Annotated in this window: 20 protein-coding genes; 12 read left to right on the forward strand and 8 right to left on the reverse strand. The window is 41.0% G+C overall.

Annotation, left to right across the window (positions count from 1 at the left end; genetic code table 11):
- Positions 1-26 precede the first annotated feature (26 nt).
- Complete coding sequence (locus JMX18_RS03515; RefSeq protein WP_201584262.1) at positions 27-191, reverse strand: rubredoxin; 165 nt, start codon at positions 189-191, stop codon at positions 27-29.
- A 338-nt stretch (positions 192-529) separates the two neighbouring features.
- Between JMX18_RS03515 and JMX18_RS03520 the strand changes: the two genes are divergently transcribed.
- From JMX18_RS03520 to JMX18_RS03540, 5 genes are all read left to right on the forward strand, one after another.
- Positions 530-1093: an adenine phosphoribosyltransferase gene (locus JMX18_RS03520; protein WP_201584265.1), complete on the forward strand. Its 564-nt coding sequence runs from the start codon at positions 530-532 to the stop codon at positions 1091-1093.
- Between the two features lie 289 nt (positions 1094-1382).
- Positions 1383-2138, forward strand: a complete 756-nt coding sequence (copM, locus tag JMX18_RS03525; protein WP_201584268.1) for a CopM family metallochaperone — start codon at positions 1383-1385, stop codon at positions 2136-2138.
- Positions 2139-2517: 379 nt separating this feature from the next.
- Positions 2518-3750, forward strand: coding sequence for an ABC-three component system protein (locus JMX18_RS03530; protein WP_201584271.1), 1233 nt, complete (start codon positions 2518-2520; stop codon positions 3748-3750).
- Positions 3743-4408, forward strand: a complete 666-nt coding sequence (locus JMX18_RS03535; RefSeq protein ID WP_201584274.1) for an ABC-three component system middle component 1 — start codon at positions 3743-3745, stop codon at positions 4406-4408. The genes JMX18_RS03530 and JMX18_RS03535 overlap by 8 nt, the downstream gene beginning before the upstream one ends.
- Positions 4389-6719, forward strand: coding sequence for a recombinase RecF (locus JMX18_RS03540; RefSeq protein ID WP_201584276.1), 2331 nt, complete (start codon positions 4389-4391; stop codon positions 6717-6719). Before JMX18_RS03535 ends, JMX18_RS03540 begins: the two co-directional genes overlap by 20 nt.
- Positions 6720-6879: 160 nt before the next feature.
- On the opposite strand, the gene JMX18_RS03545 is transcribed toward JMX18_RS03540, so the two are convergent.
- Complete coding sequence (locus JMX18_RS03545; protein ID WP_201584279.1) at positions 6880-7821, reverse strand: transaldolase; 942 nt, start codon at positions 7819-7821, stop codon at positions 6880-6882.
- 374 nt (positions 7822-8195) lie between these two features.
- Between JMX18_RS03545 and pheA the strand changes: the two genes are divergently transcribed.
- The 6 genes from pheA (at position 8196) to JMX18_RS03575 (ending at position 15450) form a co-directional block, all read left to right on the forward strand.
- The gene (pheA, locus tag JMX18_RS03550; RefSeq protein WP_227674546.1) at positions 8196-9389 is read left to right on the forward strand and encodes a prephenate dehydratase; all 1194 of its coding nucleotides are present in this window, start codon (positions 8196-8198) and stop codon (positions 9387-9389) included.
- A gap of 87 nt (positions 9390-9476) precedes the next feature.
- Positions 9477-10628, forward strand: a complete 1152-nt coding sequence (hisC, locus tag JMX18_RS03555; RefSeq protein ID WP_201584282.1) for a histidinol-phosphate transaminase — start codon at positions 9477-9479, stop codon at positions 10626-10628.
- 129 nt (positions 10629-10757) lie between these two features.
- Positions 10758-13169 carry a bifunctional prephenate dehydrogenase/3-phosphoshikimate 1-carboxyvinyltransferase gene (locus JMX18_RS03560; protein WP_227674547.1) on the forward strand — a complete coding sequence of 804 codons (2412 nt, stop codon included), beginning with the start codon at positions 10758-10760 and terminating at the stop codon, positions 13167-13169.
- Positions 13170-13404: 235 nt separating this feature from the next.
- Positions 13405-14346: an EamA family transporter RarD gene (rarD, locus tag JMX18_RS03565; protein WP_201584284.1), complete on the forward strand. Its 942-nt coding sequence runs from the start codon at positions 13405-13407 to the stop codon at positions 14344-14346.
- Positions 14347-14483: 137 nt separating this feature from the next.
- Positions 14484-14879 (forward strand): dihydroneopterin aldolase, encoded by a 396-nt coding sequence (folB, locus tag JMX18_RS03570; protein ID WP_201584287.1) that lies wholly within the window; start codon positions 14484-14486, stop codon positions 14877-14879.
- Positions 14869-15450 (forward strand): 2-amino-4-hydroxy-6-hydroxymethyldihydropteridine diphosphokinase, encoded by a 582-nt coding sequence (locus tag JMX18_RS03575; RefSeq protein ID WP_201584290.1) that lies wholly within the window; start codon positions 14869-14871, stop codon positions 15448-15450. Before folB ends, JMX18_RS03575 begins: the two co-directional genes overlap by 11 nt.
- Positions 15451-15622: 172 nt before the next feature.
- Here the strand turns inward: JMX18_RS03575 and JMX18_RS03580 are convergent, their stop codons facing one another.
- Positions 15623-16357, reverse strand: coding sequence for a glucose 1-dehydrogenase (locus JMX18_RS03580; RefSeq protein WP_201584292.1), 735 nt, complete (start codon positions 16355-16357; stop codon positions 15623-15625).
- A gap of 196 nt (positions 16358-16553) precedes the next feature.
- Between JMX18_RS03580 and JMX18_RS03585 the strand changes: the two genes are divergently transcribed.
- Positions 16554-17093 (forward strand): DUF924 family protein, encoded by a 540-nt coding sequence (locus JMX18_RS03585; protein ID WP_201584295.1) that lies wholly within the window; start codon positions 16554-16556, stop codon positions 17091-17093.
- A gap of 29 nt (positions 17094-17122) precedes the next feature.
- Here the strand turns inward: JMX18_RS03585 and JMX18_RS03590 are convergent, their stop codons facing one another.
- From JMX18_RS03590 to dnaE, 5 genes are all read right to left on the reverse strand, one after another.
- Complete coding sequence (locus JMX18_RS03590; RefSeq protein WP_201584310.1) at positions 17123-17569, reverse strand: PACE efflux transporter; 447 nt, start codon at positions 17567-17569, stop codon at positions 17123-17125.
- A gap of 92 nt (positions 17570-17661) precedes the next feature.
- On the reverse strand, positions 17662-18537 hold the full coding sequence (gene cysE, locus JMX18_RS03595; RefSeq protein WP_406947361.1) for a serine O-acetyltransferase: 876 nt from the start codon (positions 18535-18537) through the stop codon (positions 17662-17664).
- Between the two features lie 142 nt (positions 18538-18679).
- Complete coding sequence (locus JMX18_RS03600; protein ID WP_227674681.1) at positions 18680-19504, reverse strand: RNA methyltransferase; 825 nt, start codon at positions 19502-19504, stop codon at positions 18680-18682.
- A gap of 95 nt (positions 19505-19599) precedes the next feature.
- Positions 19600-19977, reverse strand: a complete 378-nt coding sequence (locus JMX18_RS03605; protein ID WP_201584318.1) for an Hpt domain-containing protein — start codon at positions 19975-19977, stop codon at positions 19600-19602.
- A 50-nt stretch (positions 19978-20027) separates the two neighbouring features.
- Entirely contained in the window at positions 20028-23711 is a 3684-nt protein-coding gene (gene dnaE / locus JMX18_RS03610; RefSeq protein ID WP_201584321.1) for a DNA polymerase III subunit alpha, read from the reverse strand.
- Positions 23712-23796 lie beyond the last annotated feature (85 nt).

The following is a 23796-nucleotide window of genomic DNA, read 5'->3' on the forward strand; positions in this document are numbered from 1 at the left end:
AGTATCGTTAACTAAAAGGCTATTAATCAAAACTCTACCATCTCAAAATCAAGCTTGCCCACACCGCATTCAGGGCATGTCCAGTCATCAGGGATATCCTCCCATTTAGTACCGGGAGCTATCCCTTCTTCTGGGCAGCCAAGCTCTTCGTCGTAAATCCAGCCACAAACAATACATTCATAACGTTTCATATTTATTCCTATCGATCGATATCAACTTTATAACCTACTTTTAGGCTTTGCCTCAAGGTTATACTGATACTATAAAAGCGCACGTAGTTTAGCATATAACTAGACTGACATGATTAAGTTTACACTTGTATATTGAGATAAATATGTGTTTATCAAGTTCAAATTTAGCGTTCAGTCAATTTTTCTATTTTCCTTTATTGACTCTCTTTTTATGCTACTAAGCCGCTAAAATAAAGCCAGTTATGCTATGATAGCCGCCATTAATTTCACTATTATATATTGCTAATGGCTGATATATCAGGGCTTGCCTCTATCAGTCGTTTAAGTTAAGGATCGCTATGAGCGCTACTGCTAAACCTCTTAATACTGAGTCTGAACTGTCTGATGATATAACTACGGATCATCCTTTTTGGCAAATCATCCGCACAGTTCCTGACTTTCCTAAACCGGGCATTGACTTTTATGACATTACGCCCTTACTGCGCAGTCATATTAATGAGGTTATTGATGCATTACTAGCGGCTTTACCTAAAGGTCTTATGGACGAGGTCGATTGTCTAGGCGCGGTCGAAGCGCGCGGGTTTGTATTTGCAAGCTTGCTGGCAGGTAGGCTGGGTAAGGGTATGATTTTATTACGTAAACCGGGTAAACTACCTCCTCCAGTTGCTAATAAAGCTTATGCTCTAGAATACGGCAAAGATACACTGGAGATGCAAAATAACCTACCTCCTGAGCGAGTATTATTGGTAGATGACATTTTGGCGACAGGCGGTACGTTGACCACGGCTTATGAGCTTTGCAAATCTGCTGAACACACCGTAGTAGGGGCTTTAGTATTGTTAGACTTAGTCGATTTGCACGGCAAATTTCCCGTACCTGTTTATACGGTGTTGAGGGCATAAAAATACTTGAGGATAAAACTGGATAAAAGTATAAATGAACAAAGGGCATACAATTTGAGTAGCTACTGTTATTGATTCTATTCAGTTGCCGCTATAGGCTAAGGGTATATAAAGGTTGAGCTAACGGTTTAAACTGCTCATTTAAGTAGTTGATTTAAAATAAACCTTAATTTGGTCCCATTTAAATATATAGCTTAAACATACAGTCTTTAACAACAATAAGTGTTCATAACTGGTAAATCTTAATTGATTTACCAGTCTTTTTTTAGATGATAATAAAGGAGAAACCATGGCTAGTATTAATCGCTCACGTCTTGCTATGCTAACCGCTAGTGTGAGTACTGCTCTGATGCTCAGTGCCTGCCAGCCTGCCAATGATACTGATGTCATAGACGGAGCAGCAACAGAAGATGTCGCAACCGTTGATATGACTGAAGCTGAAGCTGCGGCAGTAAACGATGCTCATGAGATGGCAGCAGAGGGTAGGCCAACGACGCCTATGTATAAAGAGTACAATGATTCGATGATCAAGATGCATGATGAGATGATGGATGGTATGAACTACAATGATCCTGACGCTGCATTTGCTAAAGGTATGCTCGGTCATCATATTGGTGCGGTCGACATGGCAGAGATTCAACTCAAATATGGCAGTGATCCAGAAATGCGTCAGTTGGCACAAGAGATTATCGATGCTCAGAAAGCTGAGATAGAACAGATGCAAACTTGGCTCGCTAACAATCCTGATGCTGCTGAAGCTACTGCTGATACTGCAGCCATGCAAAAGGCTTATGCGGATGGTATGGACGCAATGCATGATGAGATGATGCTCGGTATCGCTGACCCTGACCCGGATATGGCCTTTGCTCGTGGTATGTTACCGCATCATGTGGGCGCGGTAGATATGGCAGAAGTACAGCTCAAATACGGCAAGGATGCAGAGATGCGCAATCTGGCGCAAGAGGTTATCGATGCTCAGCAGCCTGAAATTGAGCAAATGCGTAACTGGATTACTGCTAATGGTGGTAAGGTGCCGGGTGCTTAGTTTTGGTTTTTAAAAATACTAGGGTTTAGAAACGATGTTTAAAAAGCGTCCTGATTTATAGTCAGGGCGCTTTTTAATTTTTGTTAGTAATTTTTAATAATACCATGCGCTAGTGATTATATACTGATAGCGGTATAATAAATTTCTTTAAGTTTGAAGAATTAATTATTTGGTAAAGTTGATATTTATTGCTATTTGAACACCTGAAATAATATTTCTAATTTCATTAAAGGTTATTTTTTGTATACTTAAAATGCTATAATATTTCTATTAGAATAAATAAGTTGTTTGAACTATTCGGTTGTAGAGACTATAAACTCTATTAGTGCAAAGAAGACTTTGATCCAAAATCATAAAGCAATTAGAAGGGAGTTTTAAATTGGACGATGAAAGGCAGTATCCTCATAGTGCTATCGCAACATGGAGTGGGTTTGTATATCAAGGCAAAGTTGCTCTTTATCATTGTTTAAAGTTGATAATTGAAGGTTACGATGATTTCGAACTACAGTTAGATAGCACTGAAGATTTTGCAATTTACAGAGATGGGTTACTTGTGAGTGCTCACCAAGTAAAGGCAATGGTTAGTGAGTATCGTTCGAGTTATAAAAGTGCTCTGGAGAAAGCTGCCGAAATTGAAGGAGATAGAATTGAAGATTCCGTTAGGTACTTACATGTTTCTGTAAATCTGAATGATGTAAACGATTATACTGCCGATAACGGGGAATTGGTAAAAATCTATAGGTATGGTACTAAAAAGTACTGTGGGCTCGGAGATATTAAAGGTCTTAGTGAGAGTCTAATTTTAGAGATATTTGAAAATAACAATGTTGAAGCTCCTTTATCGACAGATGAATCCTACCTAAAAACGAACTATTCTGCGATATCAGAAAAAATCAGTACCAATGCCATAGAAACTCATAGAAAAATACAAGTAGATAAAATACCTAAAGATGAAGCTGCATATTGTTCGAGAATCCATGTAAAAGATATAATAAGTTCTTTGTTTAATAATAATCCTTATGAAAATATCAAATATTTCACATCAACGCTCAAGGCTGATTTATCTGACTATATGGAAGAAAAAATAGCTAACAACCTGAATGGATTATCAAACGAACAAATGATAAGAGCTCGATATCTCTTTGAACATATTTATAAATTAGAAGATGAATATTTAAAAAGATTATGTCAGTTAATAAATCCATGTGAAAATTTTTCAAAGGTTCGAGATTCTGATATTTTTCACTATTCTAGTCTTATTCAAAAATTTTGTATAGATCCAGTTTTTGATGGAGTACCGCATTATCGAGACAAAGAGAATAATTTTTATTTACCTACTGCTATCTCTTTAATAGATGAAGACGGGACTACTCAATGTATTAATCAAATTATAAAACAAGCTAAGAATAACAATCACCTTCTACAATTACTATACGAATATGGAAACCTTATAGCCTCTCATACTCCTAAGTCTTTTGTAGTCAACTCTAAAATAACTAACATAAGCGATCAAGACACTGCTAACAGCGTAGAACAATATGACAATATAATAAAACCTTTACATGTACGTATAGTAAAAATTAATGATGCAGAGGAACTAATAAATGCTTAAGGATATTCTCAGTGATGCATTAGAAGAACATGATTTCAGACTTGAATCTGAAACAGAGTTTAGCAAATATTACATCCTCCAAGAAGAAAGCGCTATTAGGTTTGCAATAATATATGAACTATATGATGTAGTATCAGCCGAAGAACTAAATACACTGGTTACTAAAAACTCTCCTTCTTCGTTTTTAGAGAACCCAGCTTATAAAAAAAACTCTGATTTAATCTGTATTCTAAAAATTGAACATTTGGCTAGCTTTAAATCTATCGAAGACGAGATTTTCGCCATAGAAGAAGACCCCTATCAATATAAAAAATACGTTCTTTATTATATTGATGCAGAAGAAGCTATAATTAAAGATATCAATTTTAATGACCTTAAAAAAGTTATATCTGATAAACATCAATTTACACAGTATAAGATTGACCCTCTCCAACCTTCTATGTATAGCTTAGCAGCAAGAATATTCATAAAACTACCATTTTTAGAGTTACCTCATAATAATGACAAGTTAATACCATTAAAGCACCAAGCGCAAGAAGCAGTAAGTGAGAATGAGTTATCATCTTTATATGAGAAGATCCAAAAATCTCAAACTATGGAATATGATGAAGATAAATTAATCGAGGAACTGATTAACAATGAAATGGAAAATATCTAGAATTGAAATATCAAGTTTCAAAGCTTTCAAGCATATTTTACTCGACGCGGAAGACTCTTCTCTCGTTACACTTGACGGTCCAAATGGATTCGGAAAAACTAGTACATTTGATGCAATTGAGTTACTTTTAACTGGTCAAATTTCTCGAATAAAACGTTTGTTTAGAGTTGTGATGCTAGATAAAAAGAAAAATTATACAGATAACCTTTATTGGAATACGCGATCTTCTCATTTAGATATTTGGATCAAAATTGAATTTAAGGATGAAGAGAATACGCTTGTTTTAGCTAGGAAAGCAAGTGTTGAAGATGTTGAGAAGAAAACAAATAATAAAGCAGATATTTTCGACTATTTCTTTCTTTATGAATTGGAATGTTTTGAATCTAACGATTTTTATACTCAGAACATGCGTGATGAAAGTTTCATAAAAAGTAAGTTCGGAGAAGGGTTTGTTGAAAATTACTCGATACTCAATTATTTGGAACAAGGTCAGAATCAATATCTTTTATCAACGAAGGTTGATAAAAGAAAAAATGACCTCGAGAATTTGATAAAAACTTCAGAAATAAATATTGAGATTGGAAACTGTAAATCAGTTGAAAGAAAGCTTTCTTCATTCATTAATAATTCAGATAGAGCCAAAAAAAAGATAGAACTTGAAACTAGACGTAGCTCTCTTCTTGAAACGTTAGGAGGAGATCAAGATAGTAATAACTATATAAGAATTAGTACAACTGCCGCTATTCCTACTTGGGATATGGAAGCTCTTCCTTCTAGTTATCGTTCAGAAGATTACACCATGTACGAAAGCGAAGTGCAGGAATTAATAAATTTAGTACCATTTAAGGAGGCAATAAAGAATAGAATATACAATATCAAAATCGATACTTACTTGTCTTCAAACAAAGAATTGATAAAAATTTTAGCAAAAGTAGGAAATGACATTTATTTAAAAGAAGAATTAGATAAAGCTAAAAAAGAGATTGATTTACTGCAAATCGCTAAAGCAATACTCCAGAAAGATGAAAAAGAAATAAAATTCTCTGAAATTCAACAAAATGCAGTGTTAAATTCTAGTAATATTGAACACCTTGAGATTATGATTATTTATCGTAATGAATTACTAAGTAGCACAAGCGAGAAGTCAGCTATAGCTAATGAACTCCATAATCTTAAAGAAAAAATTATAAAAGAGCACTACAAATTACACCCCAATGATCATTCTTGCCCTCTTTGCAATACTGATTGGCATTCTCAAGAGAAACTTCTCTCAGTAATTAAAGAAAGGGAAGAATCTATTGCCGATAGTTTAAGTTCTGAGGATAAGAAACTTTATGAACTGTTATCACTAATAAGAGCAGATCTCGACATTATCTTAGAAAGCATTAATAGTAAATATGAGCCACTCATTATTAACTATCAGTCTGAGCTACATCAGTTTTTAATAAATAACCATGAAAAAATTACAAATATCGAGAGTTTGATTGATCGCTTAAAAGAATTGAATATCCCATACCCTATTAGTTTTGTTGCTAACAATGTAGAAGTAGATGAAAACTTTTTAGCCCTGTCAAACTCAATTAGGTTATTAAAAAAAATTGAAAACCAAATCTTACCGATAAATTGGGAAAATACAATAACTACAGTATTTAAGGATATTGAAGATTTCTATAAAGTTCAAAGTGATGATTTGTTGAAAAAAATAAAATATATCATTCAAAAAGCGAATGAAGCTAAAAATGCTGATTTAAAAGATATTAATCGTGATTTAGCTAACCATATACAAAAAGATAAAGCCGCCCTTTTAGCTAAAGAAAAGGTTAATAAGCTCAAGACTTTATTGATTGAATGTGAAAAAAGCTATGCTAACCAAACCATTTCTGAGATTGAACTTATATTTCATATCTATAGTGGAAGATTGATACAAAACTACCAGCGAGGTCTTGGACTCTTCATTGAAAGTAGGGAAGGCAATGAATTAAAATTTACAACTGCTGAAAAGTCTGAGCATGACTCGATACTTTCTATGAGCTCTGGGCAACTCTCTGCTGTAGGTCTTGCATTCTTTCTTGCGTTGAATAGAGTGTATGCAACTACGCCTATAATACTGATTGATGATCCAACTCAATCTCTAGATGAAATTAATATAGCTTCCCTAATAGACCTGCTACGCTGTGAACTTAAAGACCGTCAACTAATTGTGTCCTCTCATGAGGAGGATATATCTTCCTATATGAGATACAAATTTTCAAAGGCAGGGCTTAATTCTAGAACGTTCAACATGCAAGAAGTTGTAAAAGAACAAATTTGATATAAAGAATAGCAAATGTGCTCTAATTACAATTACCTTCGATGCCATTCAAAGCCAAAGTAAAATGGTCTTAACCAAATATTGAAATGTAATATTAAGTTATTTTATCCAGTGTTCACGCATAGGCTGACCCAATTTTTAAAGATAGCCTTGTCAAACCCTAATCCCGCATAGCCGCAAGCGCCTTTGCTAGCTCATCACGGGCGCCGATAAAGCCATCAATGCCTTTAGGTAACAAGTTCTGGGTGACCTTATCTTGTTGATAAGCCGCACTAAATTCTTCATGGGTCAGGCTTACCTTTTTCATATCATCCAAATCCATAGACATACTTGGCGACAGCTGGCGTGTCACTTCAACATCCATCGCCGCCAATTCATCAATCAGATTCGGAGCAATGGTCAATAAATCACAACCTGCTAATGCTAGTATTTGTTCAACCGAGCGGAAACTAGCGCCCATGACTTGAGTGTCGTAGCCGTGCTGTTTATAGTATTGATAAATGAGCTTAACCGATTGCACCCCCATATCATCAGAGACTGGGACGTTTTGGCGGTTTTGTTGACGCTTTTGCCAATCTAATATACGTCCCACAAAAGGCGAGATCAGGGTCACGCCGGCATCAGCGCAAGCAATCGCCTGATGCTGACCGAATAGCAAAGTTAAATTACAATGAATATTTTGGGTCTCAAGATAACGTGCCGCTTCAATACCCTGCCAAGTGGCTGCCATCTTGATTAACACCCGCTCTGAATCAACCCCCGCTTGTTGATAAGCTTCAATAAACTCCATCGCCTTATCAATAGTTGCCTGAGTATCATAAGATAAACGTGCATCGACCTCAGTAGAGACTCGGCCTTCGATTAATTCTAAAATATTGCAGCCGATTTTGATAGTAAGGGCATCAATGACCGCATCCACATCCCCTTGATAACGGCTCATAGTTTCTGAGAGCATAGACTGATTATCAGGATGAATAAGCGCTTTGGTAATCAGACTGGGATTGGTGGTCGCATCAATGGGCTTGAGTCGTTGAATGGCAGCTAAATCACCAGTATCAGCGACAATAGTGGTCATGGTGCGAAGTTGTTGTAATGCGCTCATCGTTTATCCTTGCATAATCAATTAATAATAAAACGGTATTATTGGTATATCCCAAAATAAGGACATGTCCTAGACTGTATCATAGTTTGGAGAAAAATTTGCATGCTGCCTATTTTTAGTAGGCTTTAGCAGATGATATTAAGTGCTAATAAGCTAAGATTTAATCATTTCGCAAATTTCCATCTATTTACACATGGGCACTGCAGCCAGTTTTTGTTATAGTAGAGACGATTATTTGGCTACTTATTAAATTTATGCTTTTTGCGCCTAAGGGAAGGGCGTAAGCTGCTAATAGTAAGCCTTTATTTATAAACAGTATTATTATAAGCATCACTAAATTAAATAACAGTTAAAGATAAAAAGGACAAACGGTAATGAGTGAGCAGTCAGCAGAGCAAAATACAGACAACTTAAATCCAATCGATGCCGGTAATAGTGAGACCTCAACAGATCAAGAATTCTTAGGCCGTCTACGTCAAAAGATTGATGAAGTCGACTGCGAGATTCAAACGCTCATTAATAATCGTGCTAAGTTGGCTCAGCAAGTCGCCATCGTCAAAAAAGATCACGTTGCAAAGAGTGCTAGTAACAATAATGGCACCGCTGAACCCGATCCGATTTTTTATCGTCCTGAGCGTGAAGCACAAGTATTAAAGGCCGTAATGGCACGTAATACCGGCCCTATCGCTGATGAAAAGATGGCGCGTCTGTTTCGTGAGATCATGTCGGTTTGTTTGGATCTAGAAGCGCCGCAGCGCATTGCGTTTCTAGGCCCTATTGGTACCTTTACCCACGCCGCTGCTCTAAAGCATTTTGGCAAAGCCGCTGATACCATGCCGCTTACTACCATTACCGATGTGTTTCGTGAAGTCGAAGCGGGCACTGCCATGTACGGTGTAGTACCAGTGGAGAACTCCTCTGAGGGCGTGGTTAATCATACTTTAGATGGGTTCTTATCATCTACGCTAAAGATTATCGGTGAAGTTGAGCTACCTATTCATCAAAACTTTTTAGTCGCTGAGCATACCAAAATCGATGGCATAAGCCGTATCTACTCGCATCAACAGTCGCTTGCTCAGTGCCGTCATTGGCTCGATGTCAACTTCCCAAATGTCGAGCGCGTAGCGGTATCGAGTAACGGAGAGGCCGCTCGTCGTCTGAAAAACGAATGGCATTCAGCCGCTATTGCTGGTGATGTGGCAGCAGCTGAATATGATCTGCATAAGTTATATACAAATATCGAAGATAATCCTAGCAATACCACTCGTTTCTTAATCATTGGTCACGAATCGGTAGCTCCGTCGGGCCAAGACAAGACCTCCATTGTGGTATCTGCGCATGATAAAGCAGGGGCCTTGATCGAAATATTAAAGCCGTTATCTTATCATGGGGTATCGATGACCAGTATCGAGACCCGTCCTGAACGTCCTAATAAGTGGGCGTATGTATTCTTTATCGATATGGATGGTCATATCCAAGATCCTAATGTTAGCGCTGCTATCGCTGATATTCGCCCATTGGTGAAAGATGTACGAGTATTGGGCTCTTATCCTAAAGCGGTGTTGTAATTAGTAGTTAATAGAATAAAGAATTATTTTAACTGGATAAAATATTGTAAGTTGGCGCTTTTAGCCAAGCTTTACTAAGGATAAATCATGCCCGCACAGCAATCGTTTCGCTCGCAATCAGCACCGTCAGCAGAATTATCAAAGCTAGCGCCTTTGACTCCAGCTTACGACAGCATTTTAGAGCTGACACCGTATCAAACGGGCAAGCCAGTTGAAGAGCTAACTCGTGAGTATGGCGTTTTCGATGTGGTGAAGCTGGCGAGTAATGAGAATCCAATGGGCTGCTCGCCGCATGTAACCCTAGCTATTACTGAACAATTGGGGCAATTATCACGTTATCCAGACGGTAATGGCTATTATCTCAAACAAGCCTTAGCTGACTTTAATAATATCAGTGCAAAGTGTATTACTTTAGGTAACGGTTCTGATGATTTGCTCGATATTTTAACCCGTAGTTTTGTTAGTAGTGACGATACCATTGTTTATAGTCAATATGCCTTTGTGATCTATTCAATGTTAGCAAACATGCAAGGCGCTTCTAGTATTGAGGTACCTGCGCAGCGTTTTGGCCATGATCTGCTAGCGATGCGTAAGGCTGTAGAGGATAATCCTAGTACCAAGATGGTATTTATTGCTAATCCTAATAATCCCACCGGTACTCTGCTTGAGCATCAAGAGCTGCGCGAGTTTGTGGCCAGTTTACTGCCTTCAGTTTTGGTAGTACTCGATGAGGCCTATATCGAATATAGCCCTGAGAGTAATAATAGGGCGCTATTAGATGAGTTCGATAATGTGGTTATCGTACGTACTTTTTCAAAAGCTTATGGATTGGCTGGTCTGCGCATTGGTTATGCGCTTAGTTCGCCGCCAGTAGCTGAGCTGCTGAACCGTATTCGCCAGCCCTTTAATGTTAGCCGATTAGGGTTGGCTGCAGCGACTGCCGCTTTGGCGGATCAGGATTATATTGAGCAAACACGGGTATCAAACCAAGAGCAAATGCGCTGGCTTGAAAAGCAGTTTGATGCTTTAGGATTGGCTTTTATTAAGTCGCATGCCAACTTTATAATGGTTGAGATAGAGGAGGCAGTGAAGGTTTATCAGGCGCTGCTTGAGCAAGGGGTTATTGTGCGTCCATTAAAGGGCTATGGTTTAGATAACTGGCTGCGCATTACCGTAGGTTTAGCAGAAGATAATCTACGTTTGATTGATACTTTGCATTCTATTTTAAGTGATGACTGACTTTATAAGTGGCGCTTATATTCAATAGCCCTTAATATTTAGTAAATTTTATGCAGTTAGTGCTGAGGGTTTATAACCTTCACCAACAATATGTAAAAGCTGATTTTTCCAATGCCAATGAGAAAAGCCGTGAGTCATCCCCATAATAATAAACAGCAGTCCCTCGATAATTCTAATAGCCTTGTTAACAATCACTCAAACAATGGTTCGCCATTATTTAGACAAGTTTGTGTGATTGGTCTCGGGCTTATCGGTGCCAGTCTTGCACAAGCGATTAAAGATAATAACTTAACTACGCGCTTGGTGGCAGTCGATAGGCATGAGCCTAGTATAGCTGCAGCGCTGGAGCAAGGTTTGCTGGACGCAGGTAGTGCTCACCTTGATGAGGTGGTCAATGGCAGTGACTTGATCGTTATTGCGGTGCCCGTCCAAGCAGTACAAGCTGTCTTTGCTGAGATTAAAACGGCGATGGATAGAGGACAGCTGGCCACCGACTGTGTCATTACTGATGTCTGTAGTACCAAAGTCAATATTATTGAGGCGGCTAAAACAGTCTTTGCCTCCTTGCCTGCTGGGCTTCCTGTAGGCTTGGTGCCTGCCCATCCGATTGCTGGTGCTGAAGATTCAGGGTATCATGCTCGCCGCAGTAACTTATTTATCAATCACAGTGTCATTATTTGCGAGCTACCGACCACTTCTCAGCTTGCCATTGCCCAACTAAGGCAGCTATGGGAGGCGGTAGGAGCTTCAGTAATTACCATGGAAGCTCATCACCACGATGCGATACTGGCGCATACTAGCCATTTACCGCATTTGCTGGCTTTTAACCTTGTCGAGCAATTAGCCAGCCACGATGATAATTTGGATATGTTTCGCTATGCCGCTGGCGGGTTTCGAGACTTTACTCGTATCGCTGCTAGTGATCCTAAGATGTGGCATGATATATTTATCGCCAATCAACAGGCTATTGTCAGTGCTCTCGATGAATACAGTGTTTATTTGCAAACGATGCGTCAGCTTATTATCGATAAAGATTCAACCGCCCTAATGGGACTTTTGGGCCGCGCGCAAGCCGCACGGAGACACTTTGGTCATATGCTAGCTTCCACCCCTTATACGGATACCTCTGCTATGTCAGCTTCTTATATTATTCCCCCTAAAAACAATAACAGCAATGCAGTCACCGGCACTATCGCTATTCCTGGTGACAAGTCTATCTCGCACCGTAGTATTATGCTTGGTAGTATCGCTGAAGGCGTTACCCACGTTACTGGATTCTTGGAAGGCGAGGACGCCTTAGCCACTTTGCAAGCATTTCGAGATATGGGGGTGACGATTGAAGGCCCTAATAAAGGAGAGTTGACCATTCACGGTGTTGGTATGCATGGTCTAAAACCTAGTAAAACGCCGCTTTATATGGGCAATTCTGGTACCAGTATGCGCCTGCTAGCGGGCATTTTGGCCGCACAAAAATTTGATAGTGTTCTGACCGGTGATACCAGTTTAAACAAACGTCCGATGGAGCGTATTGCGGCTCCATTACGTGAAATGGGCGCTAAGATCCAAAGTACTGGTCATAGCGGCACCGCGCCACTTAGTATTACTGGGCGTGATAAAGTAGGTCAGCCACTACAAGGTATCGATTACGATATGCCAGTGGCGTCTGCACAAGTTAAGTCTTGCTTATTACTGGCAGGGTTATGGGCAAAGGGTACCACCACCGTTATTCAGCCTGAGATTAGCCGTGATCACACTGAACGTATGCTGTCCGCTTTTGGTTATGAGGTTACAGTTGAGGGCAACCGTATCAGTGTTGAAGGCGGTGGCAAACTTACTGGTGGTGAGATTGCGGTACCTGCTGACATCTCGTCAGCGGCATTTTTTATGGTAGCAGCAGCTATCAGTCAAGGTAGCGAGTTGACTTTAACTCAAGTTGGTATCAATCCTACGCGTACCGGTATTATTGATATTCTAAAGCTGATGAATGCTGATATTACGCTAAGTAATGAAACGCTTGTTGGCGGCGAGCCAGTAGCTGACATTACTATTCGCTCATCAAACTTACAAGGTATTGAGATACCAGAACAATTGGTACCACTTGCTATTGATGAGTTTCCAGTATTATTCATCGCCGCCAGCTGCGCAAAAGGCCGTACCGTACTAACGGGTGCCAAGGAGCTGCGGGTAAAAGAGTCTGACCGTATCGCAGTGATGGCAGACGGACTACAAACTCTTGGCATTGATTGTACGGTTACTGACGACGGTATGATCATTGAAGGAAAGGGTATCGAAGGCAAGGCTAGCACTGATAAAGATAGCTCTGAAACTAATAATAGCCAACCTGTCTTTGGTGGTGGTTATATCGTCTCGCATCACGACCACCGTATCGCTATGAGTTTTGCCGTTGCCAGTCTACGCGCCTCCCAGCAAATCACCATTGAGGGCGTCGAAACCGTCAATACCAGCTTCCCCGGTTTTGCTGAGCTTGCCAATCAAGTGGGTATGGCGATTGAAGTAGATAATGGCGCTGATAGAGGGTAAAAGTAAGGTTTAAGATAGCGGCTTTAAGTTCACGATAAAGCCGTTCTATTTTGGATTGACGATAAATTCGTTCTTTAGCAATGTAGTGGTGCTAATTATCATCACTACATTGCTTTTCTATTTTAATTTCAATTGATTCTATTCTATAAATAGCAAGGTTGACGTCGTGTTAGTTTTTTATTAGTAAATAAAAAATAAATAGAGACGTCCTTGCTCTGATAAGTTGTTCTATCTTATGACTACTCAAAATGTCATCAAAAAATCAGTGACTGCTGTCGCCACTACTAAACGCGGTATTATCACTGCGCTTATTGCGTTTTCTATTTGGGGAGCATTCCCTTTATATTTTAAACAGCTAGCCGCCTACAATGCTACTGAGATTATTGGTCATCGCATTGTATGGACATTTTTATGTTTACTGGTAGTACTGATTGCCACCAAGCGTTGGCAATGGATAGAGACCCTTAAGCAAAATCCAAAGTGGATATTTATCACTTTTATATCGGGCCTTATTATTGCTACCAACTGGCTCACGTATGTATGGGCTGTGAATCACGACCAGATACTAGAAGCCAGTTTGGGCTACTTTATTGGGCCTTTGGTTGGCGTTGCGTTATCGATGATTTTGTTTAAAGAGCGCCTACGTACGCTGCAATGGGTAGCTATTGGTTTTGCTTTGTTATCGGTTGTTATTCAGGTAGTGATGTTGGGTAGTTTGCCATGGATATCGCTGATACTGGCTTTTAGCTTTAGTACCTATGGTACCATTCAGCGTCAAACGCCATTTACCGCAGTCGATGCTATGTTTATAGAGACCGCAATGCTAGTGCCTATATGTGTCTGGTGGTTTTGGCAGGCAGATGTGGTGAGTAGTCAGATTAGCTTTTGGTTCACCTCTAATATTTGGTTATTGATGCTGGCAGGTCCGGTGACCTTAATTCCTTTATTACTATTCAATAAATCAACTAAGCTGGTCGCTTATAGTATATTAAGTTTTATGAACTATTTGACCCCGACCTTTATCTTCTTCTTGGCGGTATTTTATTATAAAGAGCCCTTTGACTTACATCGTTTAGCCGTATTTGGTCTGATTTGGCTCGGGTTGCTATTATTTAGCATAGATTTATGGCGTCATCGCCCTAGTAAGCAGCTCAAAGCTCTAGTTAGTACTAAATAAAAAAGTACAATAATTGCCCCTATTATTAACTATCTAAAATTCAGCCTACAAGTAATTCATGTTAGGTTAAGTGTTAGGCAATAATTATAATTAATCTAAAACAATTTTAACCTTAATACGAATACCAAGGACAAAAAATGCTATCTACCGAAGCTGACGTAGTATTTATAAAAGGCTTAAAAGTTGAAGCCGTGATAGGCGTTTATGACTGGGAGCGCGCTATTACTCAGCCGTTACTTATTGATATTGCGCTTGAAACTGATATCAGCAAAGCGGCTATATCAGATGAGGTTAAAGACGCTTTGAATTATAAAGCGGTATGTGACGATGTTAGCGAGTGGTGCAAAGCTATCAAAGCCAAGCTGCTTGAGCATTTAGCTGAAAAAATTGCCGATAAGTTACTAAGCAAATATTCTTGCCAAAAAGTTACGTTGAGCTTGGCTAAACCAACAGCTATTCAAGCAGCAGACGCAGTAGGGGTGCAGATTACGCGCTTTGCTAAAGCGGCTGAAAACACATCTGATGATAAGTAAAAATGCCATTGATTGGGACGGCTCAAGTGCTTTGGGCGCTTTAGATTTGGCGGCTATAAAAATAGTTCCGCCTGAGGCGCTACAACAGCAATCAGTGAGCGCTGTATTGTTAGCGTTAGGCAGCAATTATCAAGCCCAATACTATTTGCCACAAGTTCGTAAAAAGCTAGCAACGCTAGGGCAAATACAGCTTTCTACCCCTTTTCAAAATTCTGATTTTACCGCTACTCTAGAGCAGCCAAAGCCTGATTATACCAATCAATGTGTGTATTTAGTATTGACAGAAAATATGACTTTAAGCGAGTTGCAGCAAACTTTTAAAAAATTCGAAGTGGACTGCGGCAGGCAGCGTGCGTCTGAAGTAACAGAAAAAAATTCAATAAAAATAGTGCCCATGGATATTGATATTTTACTTATCAAACCGAGTACAAATAAAAATAGCCTAAGCAAAAATTCAATAAACCGTTATAATAATAAAAATGGGGAGGAGTGGGTAATTATGGCTAACCGTTATCCGTTTAAAGCGCATGAGATTATTGGGTTAGAGGAGCTAACTTTAATTGAGTATTGAGAAACAGATAGCAAGTAGGTAGGGTGCGCCCAGCGCACCGATAAAAAACTTATATCATGATATTGGTGCGCTGGGCGCACCCTACGCGCTTGATGCTAAAAAGCTGGGTTAAAAACCCAGCCTACGCAAAAATTAGATGTTTAACAGCTCTAAGCGCTTTGTTTTTTATTAGCTACTGCGCCGTCAAACCTCCGTCAACCACAAATTCTGAACCGGTTGAATAGCTTGAGTCATCGGATGCTAAGAATAGCACCATACCGCTGACTTCTTCAGCCTCTGCAACACGCTTCATAGGAATGGTTTTGGCAAAAGCCTCGACGGCATCTTTGGTATCGCCTTGAGAGATCATTGGAGTAGCAATGACGCCGGGGTGGATAGAGTTAACCCGAATGCCGTGAGGCGCACATTCTAAGGCAGCCGCTTTAGTCATACCCCGTACCGCAAATTTAGAATCGGTATAGCCGATGGCACCGCCGACCAAACCATTGATCGATGAGATATTAATAATGGAACCTTGTTTGGCTTTTTTCATCGATGGAATAACTGCTTTCATACCCAAAAATACCGAAACTTGGTTAATCTCAAGGATCTTACGGTAGTCCTCTACCGAGGTGTCCAAAATTGACTTATGGGTAGTGATACCGGCGTTGTTTACTAGTACATCAATTTTATTAAATTTGTTCTCGGTTTGTTTAACCACTTTATTCCAATCTTCTTCGCTGGTAACATCTTGCTTAACAAACAAAGCGTTATCGCCCAGCTCTTTTGCCAGTGCTTCGCCTTTTTCACTATTGATATCGGTCAAAACTACTTTTGCACCTTCGTTTATACATAAACGGGCATGAGTCTCGCCCATACCTTGAGCTGCGCCGGTAATGATGATAACTTTGTCTTGTAAACGAGCCATGATGTCTCCTAGTATTTTATTTATAATTTATGTTTTCAGTAGATATTAACTAACTATTATAAGCCATAATCACTATTCTTTAGGTAATGAAGCTTAAGGTCTTGTCTTAGATAGGTAAACCCGCTAGAAGTATTTGCAAGGCTAATGCTAAATATTAGATTGGAAGTAAAACTCAGACCTCTAAAAAAAGGAGTTATTGATGTATAAAGAGATATTAGATTTTTGTTTTAATGAAGCCGGTAGTCAAAAGTTTTTTGAAAAAGACTTGGAGTTTGATCGAATACTGATAGAGCGCTTTACTACCGTACTTGAGAGAGCTGCCGCGGCAGAATTTTATACTTGGCGCGCGAGTCCTCAGGGACGTTTGGCTGAGATTATTATATTAGACCAGTTTTCACGTAATATTTACCGCGATACGCCGGCCGCTTTTGCGCAAGACCCGATGGCGCTGACTTTAGCGCAAGAAGCGGTAGCAGCGGGCTTATTGGAGGAATTGAAGTTTGAAGAGCGCAGATTTCTACTCATGCCTTATATGCATAGTGAGTCGAAGCTGATTCATCATGAGGCCGAAAAGCTATTTAAGCAGTACACTAATGATGAAGTATATGGCTTTGAGATCAGGCACAAAGTCATTATAGATCGCTTTGGCCGTTATCCGCATCGCAATGAGATTTTGGGCAGGGTATCTACGCCTGAAGAGCTGGTATTTTTAAAGCAGCCGGGTTCGTCGTTTTAAGGGTTATCAATTGGAAATAGCAATATACTCTAAACAGAGCTATCCACTTTAGCAGCCTGATTCGGTAAGGTGAAAATAGTATCGAAACCTAGCGTAAATAAGAAGGTGTAGACTAAAAAAGCAAGAGTAAGTGATATCTCCATAGTCAGTGCCATCCATATGCCAACCCCGTACCAAATCATATAAAGCGGCAAGCAAACCAAAGTCAAGCCGCCCTCAAAGCCTATAGCATGAATGCTGCGAATGAAAAAGGTGCGCTTGTTAATTTGTTTACGCCTCTCCCAATATTCGAAAAGTGTATTGTAAATAAAATTCCACGCTACAGCAGTACTGGCAATAATCATTGCTAGGATTAGGGATTGCTGGGTATCGCCGCCGCTTAATACCACTAGAATAAGGGTAGTAAGCATGACCGCGAAGATCTCAAAAAGCGTGACGTATAGAACACGGCGTTTGATAGGGCTTAAAGTAATCAATTAAAACTCCAATGAGCCCTGATAGACTTATTAGTAAAAGTAGGCTTTTACCAGCTAGATAATATAAGTCTTATAAATCCTACTTATAAAATTTACTTTTGCTCAGCGCCTGAGCTGTCCATATCATCTTGTCCGATAACATCTAAGTCCTCTAAGCATAATTTCTCATACTCTTTGGTACAAAAGTTAGGATCAATCTTGCACATGGCGGCTTGCAGTTGATCTAGTCGATTTTCAGACTGCTGGATATGCTCGAGCATTTTAGCAAAAGCTTCAGCAACTGGATCTTGCGAGTAAGGATCGATACCGTAAGCTCGGAATGCCGTTTCCCGGGTGGTGCTAGGCTCTGTTACTTTATCTTGAGTAGTCTCTTGTTGGCTATCAGTAGTTTTAGCAGGGGTTTTTTCTTGAGTAGTCGCTGTTTTAGAAGGGATAGGGTTACCTTTTTCGTCATGATAATCAGATATCATGCGTGCCGCACTGCCTACCATAGTGGCATTTGCGGGTACTGGCTTAACTACCACCGCATTAGAGCCGATTTTGGCATTTTTGCCAACAGTGAAGGGTCCCAAAACTTTAGCGCCCGCACCTACCGTCACGCCATCTTCTAAAGTAGGATGACGCTTACCATTATTTTGTGAGACCCCGCCAAGAGTCACCCCATGGTATAAGGTTACGTCGTCACCAATCTCAGCAGTTTCACCAATAACTACACCCACTCCATGATCAATAAAAAATCGTTTACCAATTATGGCAGCAGGATGAATCTCAATTCCGGTAATAATACGGGAACCATAGGAGAGGGCACGCGCTGCGAGTTTTTGTTCATTTTGCCATAGACAGTGCGCTCCGCGGTGTAAAATCAGAGCGTGAATACCAGGATAAGTTAAAATCACCTCCAAGCTGTTACGAGCAGCAGGATCGCGGTTAAATACCGCATCAATGTCTTCTTTTAGGTCATTTTTAATGCTGATAAGCGATTTAAAAAAGGTGGCTGGTAATGACATACAGAGTCCTGTCTATTTGCAGATTTGGTTATATATTGAGTTTAAATATAGCGACATACTATAAAATATAAGCAATTTCACTGATTATTGCTAGCTTATTTAGCTAAATTTTTGTGAGCTTGGCGATAAGGGCGCTTAACAGTTGATACTCTTTTTGATCCAGTTGCAACCTTGATCCCATACGAGATAAGCGTGATGGCAGTGCTTTTAGGTGTTCGCTATCCGCAAGATTACGCTGAATCATAAGCTCGGTCATACGCTGGGTAAGCTGTTGTAATTGCTGCTGGCTGATAGCGGGCTCATCCCATTGTTGACGTACATAAGTATCGAGTGTTGGTGAAGCTAGACTAGCGTTATTATCTTTATCGCTATCATGGCGGGTAACATGAGTTTGTGCATAAGCAAAGATAAAGCTAGCAATCACTTGTACCGCTGACGCTACATTAAGCACTGGATAGTTTGGATTGGCATCGATTTGAATATGATAATCAGCGTAAGACAATTCTTCATTGGTCAGACCGCGATCTTCACGGCCGAATAAGATAGCAATATTAGGTTTGTTGTTCGTTGAAGCCGCCTCAATCGAATCTTGGGAGAAGTGTTGTGTATTCTGTTGTTTATAGAGCGCACTTTGTTTATCAATAAAGCTGAGCATGATTTTGGCGGCTTCAGTAGGCGTAACTACCGGGCGCGGCAAATGCCGACTGCGACTACTAGCGGCAAAAACCAGTTGGCAATCGCTAATGGCTGTCTCTAAAGTGGGACTGGTAATAGCTGCTGCCAAAACTTCACTGCCACCTGCGGCATGTGAGACACTAGTTTCATCGATAGGTAGTTTAGGATCAACGACTGTTAAGCGTGATAGTCCCATGGTGTGCATGGCGCGTGCTGCTGAGCCAATATTGGCAGGCAAAGTGGTGTTGACCATCACTACTTGTAAGCAGGACAGATAATCATCGATGCTAAAAGCGGATGGGGTTGAAGATAATGGTGTCAAAGGGAGCGATACAGAAGAGGGACTCATTAAGGACTCAATCGGTGATTAATTTCATTTTTGACCCGCTGTAATGCTGTAGACAATTGGTCCATAAGCGTACTTTGCTGGTCTATTTTTCGGGCACGGCAAGCTTCTTGTAAATGATCGCTTAGAACGACCAGCTGAGTGGCTCCTAAGTTAGCGCTTGCACCCTTTAGGGTATGAGCTACCTCAAAGCCAGCAGCGTTATCATTAGCCGCTTGCGCTAGTCGCAAAGCTGAGATACGCTGTTCACTATCAGTGATATAGGCTTGTATCAGCTCTACAAAATCATCCTCTAATAATTGGCGCATATCCTCAAACTGTTCATCATCAATAATCTCGCTATCATCGGTGATAGTTTGATTAGCATAAGCTTCGGTCATGGTTTAGCACCCTATAAAGTCAAAAGTAAAGCCAGAGAGTCAATAGCAGTTTAATTATAATGGAAGTGCAAATTCTCTTCATTAATCATGCTTTTGAGCTGTTGTAAATTGTCGTCATTAGGGTAAACTCGCCAGCGCTCAGATAGAGCTACATTGGCAATGGCATAATCCTCATAAATACTCAATCCAAACGGAATACAATTATCATTAATAACCGTTTCGGCATTGTTAAAGGTATCATTTGACTGTTCTTGATTCAAATTTTGATTGACCGCCATCAAATCATTACCTTCTTCATCATACAAGCTTCCACCTGCTGCGCTCTCGTAATAATTATCTGAGCTTTGACTGTCCTCATCGCTATCATAAGCCAAACGCGGCGGCGGAATAAGATGAGCTTGGGCGGATTTGAGTAGCGGCTGCAAGCGGGTTAATAAGCTAATATCATGCCCATGAACTTTTATACTAATCTTTTTGAGCCAGCGCAGGCGGGCATCAATCATACTCATGGCATTATCCAGACGGGCAAATAAACGACCATCCCGCTCGCGAATACTGCCTTTTATTATGACCACTTCATCAACTTTTAGCTGATCTTTCACTCGGTTAAAGCGCTCGGCATAACAGCTGACCTCCAGCCGTGAAGTACCGTCATCTAAAGTGATCACGTTACGATTACCAAAGTTGGCGATATCAATAATAAGCCCGGCAAAATAACAACTGCCGTTATAACCCGTATCAGTTAAGCTATCGAGGCGGGTGCCAGAGGTATAGCGTTTAAGCTCATCTAAATATTCATTAATTGGATGCCCCGTTAGATATAAACCTAAGGTGTTTTTTTCAGCTTTTAGGCGGTGTTTATCGCCCCAAATGAGCTCTGGGGTCATAACTAGTGGCGGTGCGGCGACCACCCCGTCCATTTCACCGAATAAATCCATCATGCCAAGCTCGCCGTTCTTTCGGTCTTGCTCAGCCGCTTGCACCGCGCTTGGCAATTGACTCATTAAAGCGCCGCGAATCTCATAAGCTTCATCGCTTGGCAGGTCTGGGCGCAAAGTAGCGGCAAAGTCATCAAAACAGCCCGCGCTAATTAAAGCCTCTAGCGTACGTTTATTGACCTTTTTGATATCGACACGACGGCAAAAATCATATAGATCCTTAAAAGGACCGTCTTGGCGCCGGGCTGACACGATAGACTCAACTGCGCCTTCACCAACGCCTTTAATCGCGCCCAAACCATAAATAATATTGGTTGGGGTGTCGGCGACAAAATGCCACGCGCTGCGGTTAACCGAGGGGTTGTCCACGCTTAAACCAAAGTTCTCACGGCAGTCATTGATAAAGAACACCACGTTGTCAGTATTGTTCATATCTGAGGTCAGTACCGCTGCCATAAACTCGGCAGGGTAATACTGCTTAAGATAAGCGGTTTGGTACGCCAAAACCCCATAAGCGGCCGAATGTGAGCGGTTAAAACCGTAACCGGCAAACTTCTCCATCAAGTCAAAAACCCCGCCTGAGGTCACCTCATCAATACCTTGAGTCGTCGCCCCTGTCACAAAGATATCGCGCTGTTTGGCCATCTCTTCTGGTTTTTTCTTACCCATAGCGCGGCGCAGCATGTCAGCGCCGCCCAAGCTATAGCCCGCCATCACCTGTGAGATTTGCATGACCTGTTCTTGGTAGACAATAACGCCGTTAGTGTTCTCCAAAATAGGCTCAAGATTGGGATGGTCATAAATCACCTCTTCACGACCATGCTTACGGTCGATATACATCTCAACCATACCGGCATCAAGTGGCCCTGGGCGATACAGCGCACACATAGCGATGACGTCTTCGATATTGGTTGGTTGCAACTTGGCAAGGTACTTTTTCATACCCATGCTTTCTAATTGAAAGACGGCGGTGGTTTTGGCATCTTGGAGTAATTTATAGGCCTTGCTGTCATCAAGTGGCAAGTCTTCTAAGACTAAAGCATCTTTGCCTTCACGCGCCCGGCGCTCATTAATGTTTTTGACCGCCGCATCGATGACGGTTAAGTTACGTAGACCCAAAAAGTCGAACTTGACCAGACCCACGTCTTCGACGTCGTCCTTATCAAATTGACTAACCCTGTGACCTTCATCGTCACAATAAATAGCGCTAAAATCGGTAATTCTATGGGGTGCAATTAAGACTCCGCCGGCGTGCTTACCGACGTTTCGGCAAACGCCTTCGAGTTTAATCGCCATCTCCCAAATCTCAATAGCATCCTCATAATCCATATTATCAGGATTAGAGATTAAATCTTTGAGCTGGGGTTCTTGCTCCAGCGCTTGGCTCAAAGTAATGCCCGGAGTTTTAGGAATTAATTTAGATATTTTATTGGCAAGGAAATATGACTTACTTTGCACTCGCGCCACATCGCGCACCACCGCTTTGGCCGCCATGGTACCAAAGGTAATGATTTGCGAGACCGCCTCACGGCCATAAGTCTGCGCCACATAATCGATCACTCGATCACGGCCTTCAATACAAAAGTCGATATCGAAATCGGGCATAGAGACCCGTTCAGGATTCAAAAAGCGCTCGAATAATAAGTCGTAATGAATAGGGTCAAGGTCGGTAATATTAAGCGCATAAGCGACTAAAGACCCTGCACCAGAACCACGACCAGGACCAACGGGTACGCCGTTAGCTTTTGCCCAGCGGATAAAGTCCATGACGATTAAGAAGTAACCGGGAAAACCCATCGATAAAATAACTTCAAGCTCGTACTCCAGTCTTTCATCGTAAGGCTTACGAATATCAGGCCAGTTGTCACTGCGCTGGTTTATAGGAAATAATTTCTCTAAACGGTTATCAAGTCCCCGCTTGGACTCTGAGCGGAAAAACGACTCAATGGTCTCACCCTCTGGCACCGGAAACTCGGGCAGCACGTTGATACCTAAGGTCAAGGTAACGTTGCAGCGTGTTGCTAAGTTTAAGGTGTTTTCGACTACCTGCGGAATATCGGCAAACAGCGCTTCCATTTGAGCTTGAGTCTTAAGGTACTGCTCGTCTGAATAGAGCCGTGGACGATTAGGGTCGGCAAGGACATAGGAGCCTGCGATACAAACGCGAGCTTCATGCGCATCAAAATCATCTTGCTCTAAAAATCTGACATCATTATGAGCCACGATAGGGATGTTATGCCTGCTACCAGCATGGATAGCAGCTTTAATAAAAGCATCTTCGCCTGAGCGATTAGTGCGTTTAATCGCCAAATATAGACGATCATCAAACTGGGCTTGCCACTCGCTAATGAGCTCGTCCGCCTTTTCGGGCATGGAGCTGACCAATGCTTGACCCACATCTGATTTTTCTGTAAATAACACAATAACACCGGCCGCATGCTCGAGAATATGGCTACGCTTGACGATAGGCGTGCCATGATTATCAGGGTCGGCGCGTCCATCAGTGAACCCAAGGGAGACAATACGGGTGATGTTTTGATAGCCCTCATTATTCATTGCTAATAATACTAGGCGGGTATCCTCATTATCCATAATGACTTCACTACCGATGATAGGCTTGATACCCGCACCCAAACAAGCACGATAAAACTTCACCGTAGCATAAAGATTAGATAAATCAGTCAAAGCCAAGGCGCGCTGATTATCCGCCGCCGCTGCCTTCACCAAGGACTTAATGCGCACGATAGAATCGGTAATTGAATATTCACTGTGAATGCCAAGGTGTACAAATGCCATAGAGGACTCTTACTAATGCGATCAAAAAGAAGGGAGCTAATTATAGGTAGCAATAAAAAGGTAAAGTCAATAGTTAAACCTTTAT

This window comes from Psychrobacter jeotgali, assembly GCF_904846315.1.
In the GTDB taxonomy this organism is placed as follows: Bacteria; Pseudomonadota; Gammaproteobacteria; order Pseudomonadales; family Moraxellaceae; genus Psychrobacter; species Psychrobacter jeotgali.

Coding starts and splice junctions, on each gene's coding strand:
- dnaE (WP_201584321.1), bottom strand. CDS start 23,711: ATGGCATTTGTACACCTTGGCATTCACAGTGAATATTCAATTACCGAT.
- JMX18_RS03545 (WP_201584279.1), bottom strand. CDS start 7,821: ATGAGCGCATTACAACAACTTCGCACCATGACCACTATTGTCGCTGAT.
- JMX18_RS03580 (WP_201584292.1), bottom strand. CDS start 16,357: ATGGCTCGTTTACAAGACAAAGTTATCATCATTACCGGCGCAGCTCAA.
- folB (WP_201584287.1), top strand. CDS start 14,484: ATGCTATCTACCGAAGCTGACGTAGTATTTATAAAAGGCTTAAAAGTT.
- copM (WP_201584268.1), top strand. CDS start 1,383: ATGGCTAGTATTAATCGCTCACGTCTTGCTATGCTAACCGCTAGTGTG.
- JMX18_RS03540 (WP_201584276.1), top strand. CDS start 4,389: ATGAAATGGAAAATATCTAGAATTGAAATATCAAGTTTCAAAGCTTTC.
- pheA (WP_227674546.1), top strand. CDS start 8,196: ATGAGTGAGCAGTCAGCAGAGCAAAATACAGACAACTTAAATCCAATC.
- JMX18_RS03520 (WP_201584265.1), top strand. CDS start 530: ATGAGCGCTACTGCTAAACCTCTTAATACTGAGTCTGAACTGTCTGAT.
- rarD (WP_201584284.1), top strand. CDS start 13,405: ATGACTACTCAAAATGTCATCAAAAAATCAGTGACTGCTGTCGCCACT.
- JMX18_RS03535 (WP_201584274.1), top strand. CDS start 3,743: ATGCTTAAGGATATTCTCAGTGATGCATTAGAAGAACATGATTTCAGA.
- JMX18_RS03575 (WP_201584290.1), top strand. CDS start 14,869: ATGATAAGTAAAAATGCCATTGATTGGGACGGCTCAAGTGCTTTGGGC.
- JMX18_RS03600 (WP_227674681.1), bottom strand. CDS start 19,504: ATGGTCAACACCACTTTGCCTGCCAATATTGGCTCAGCAGCACGCGCC.
- JMX18_RS03605 (WP_201584318.1), bottom strand. CDS start 19,977: ATGACCGAAGCTTATGCTAATCAAACTATCACCGATGATAGCGAGATT.
- JMX18_RS03515 (WP_201584262.1), bottom strand. CDS start 191: ATGAAACGTTATGAATGTATTGTTTGTGGCTGGATTTACGACGAAGAG.
- hisC (WP_201584282.1), top strand. CDS start 9,477: ATGCCCGCACAGCAATCGTTTCGCTCGCAATCAGCACCGTCAGCAGAA.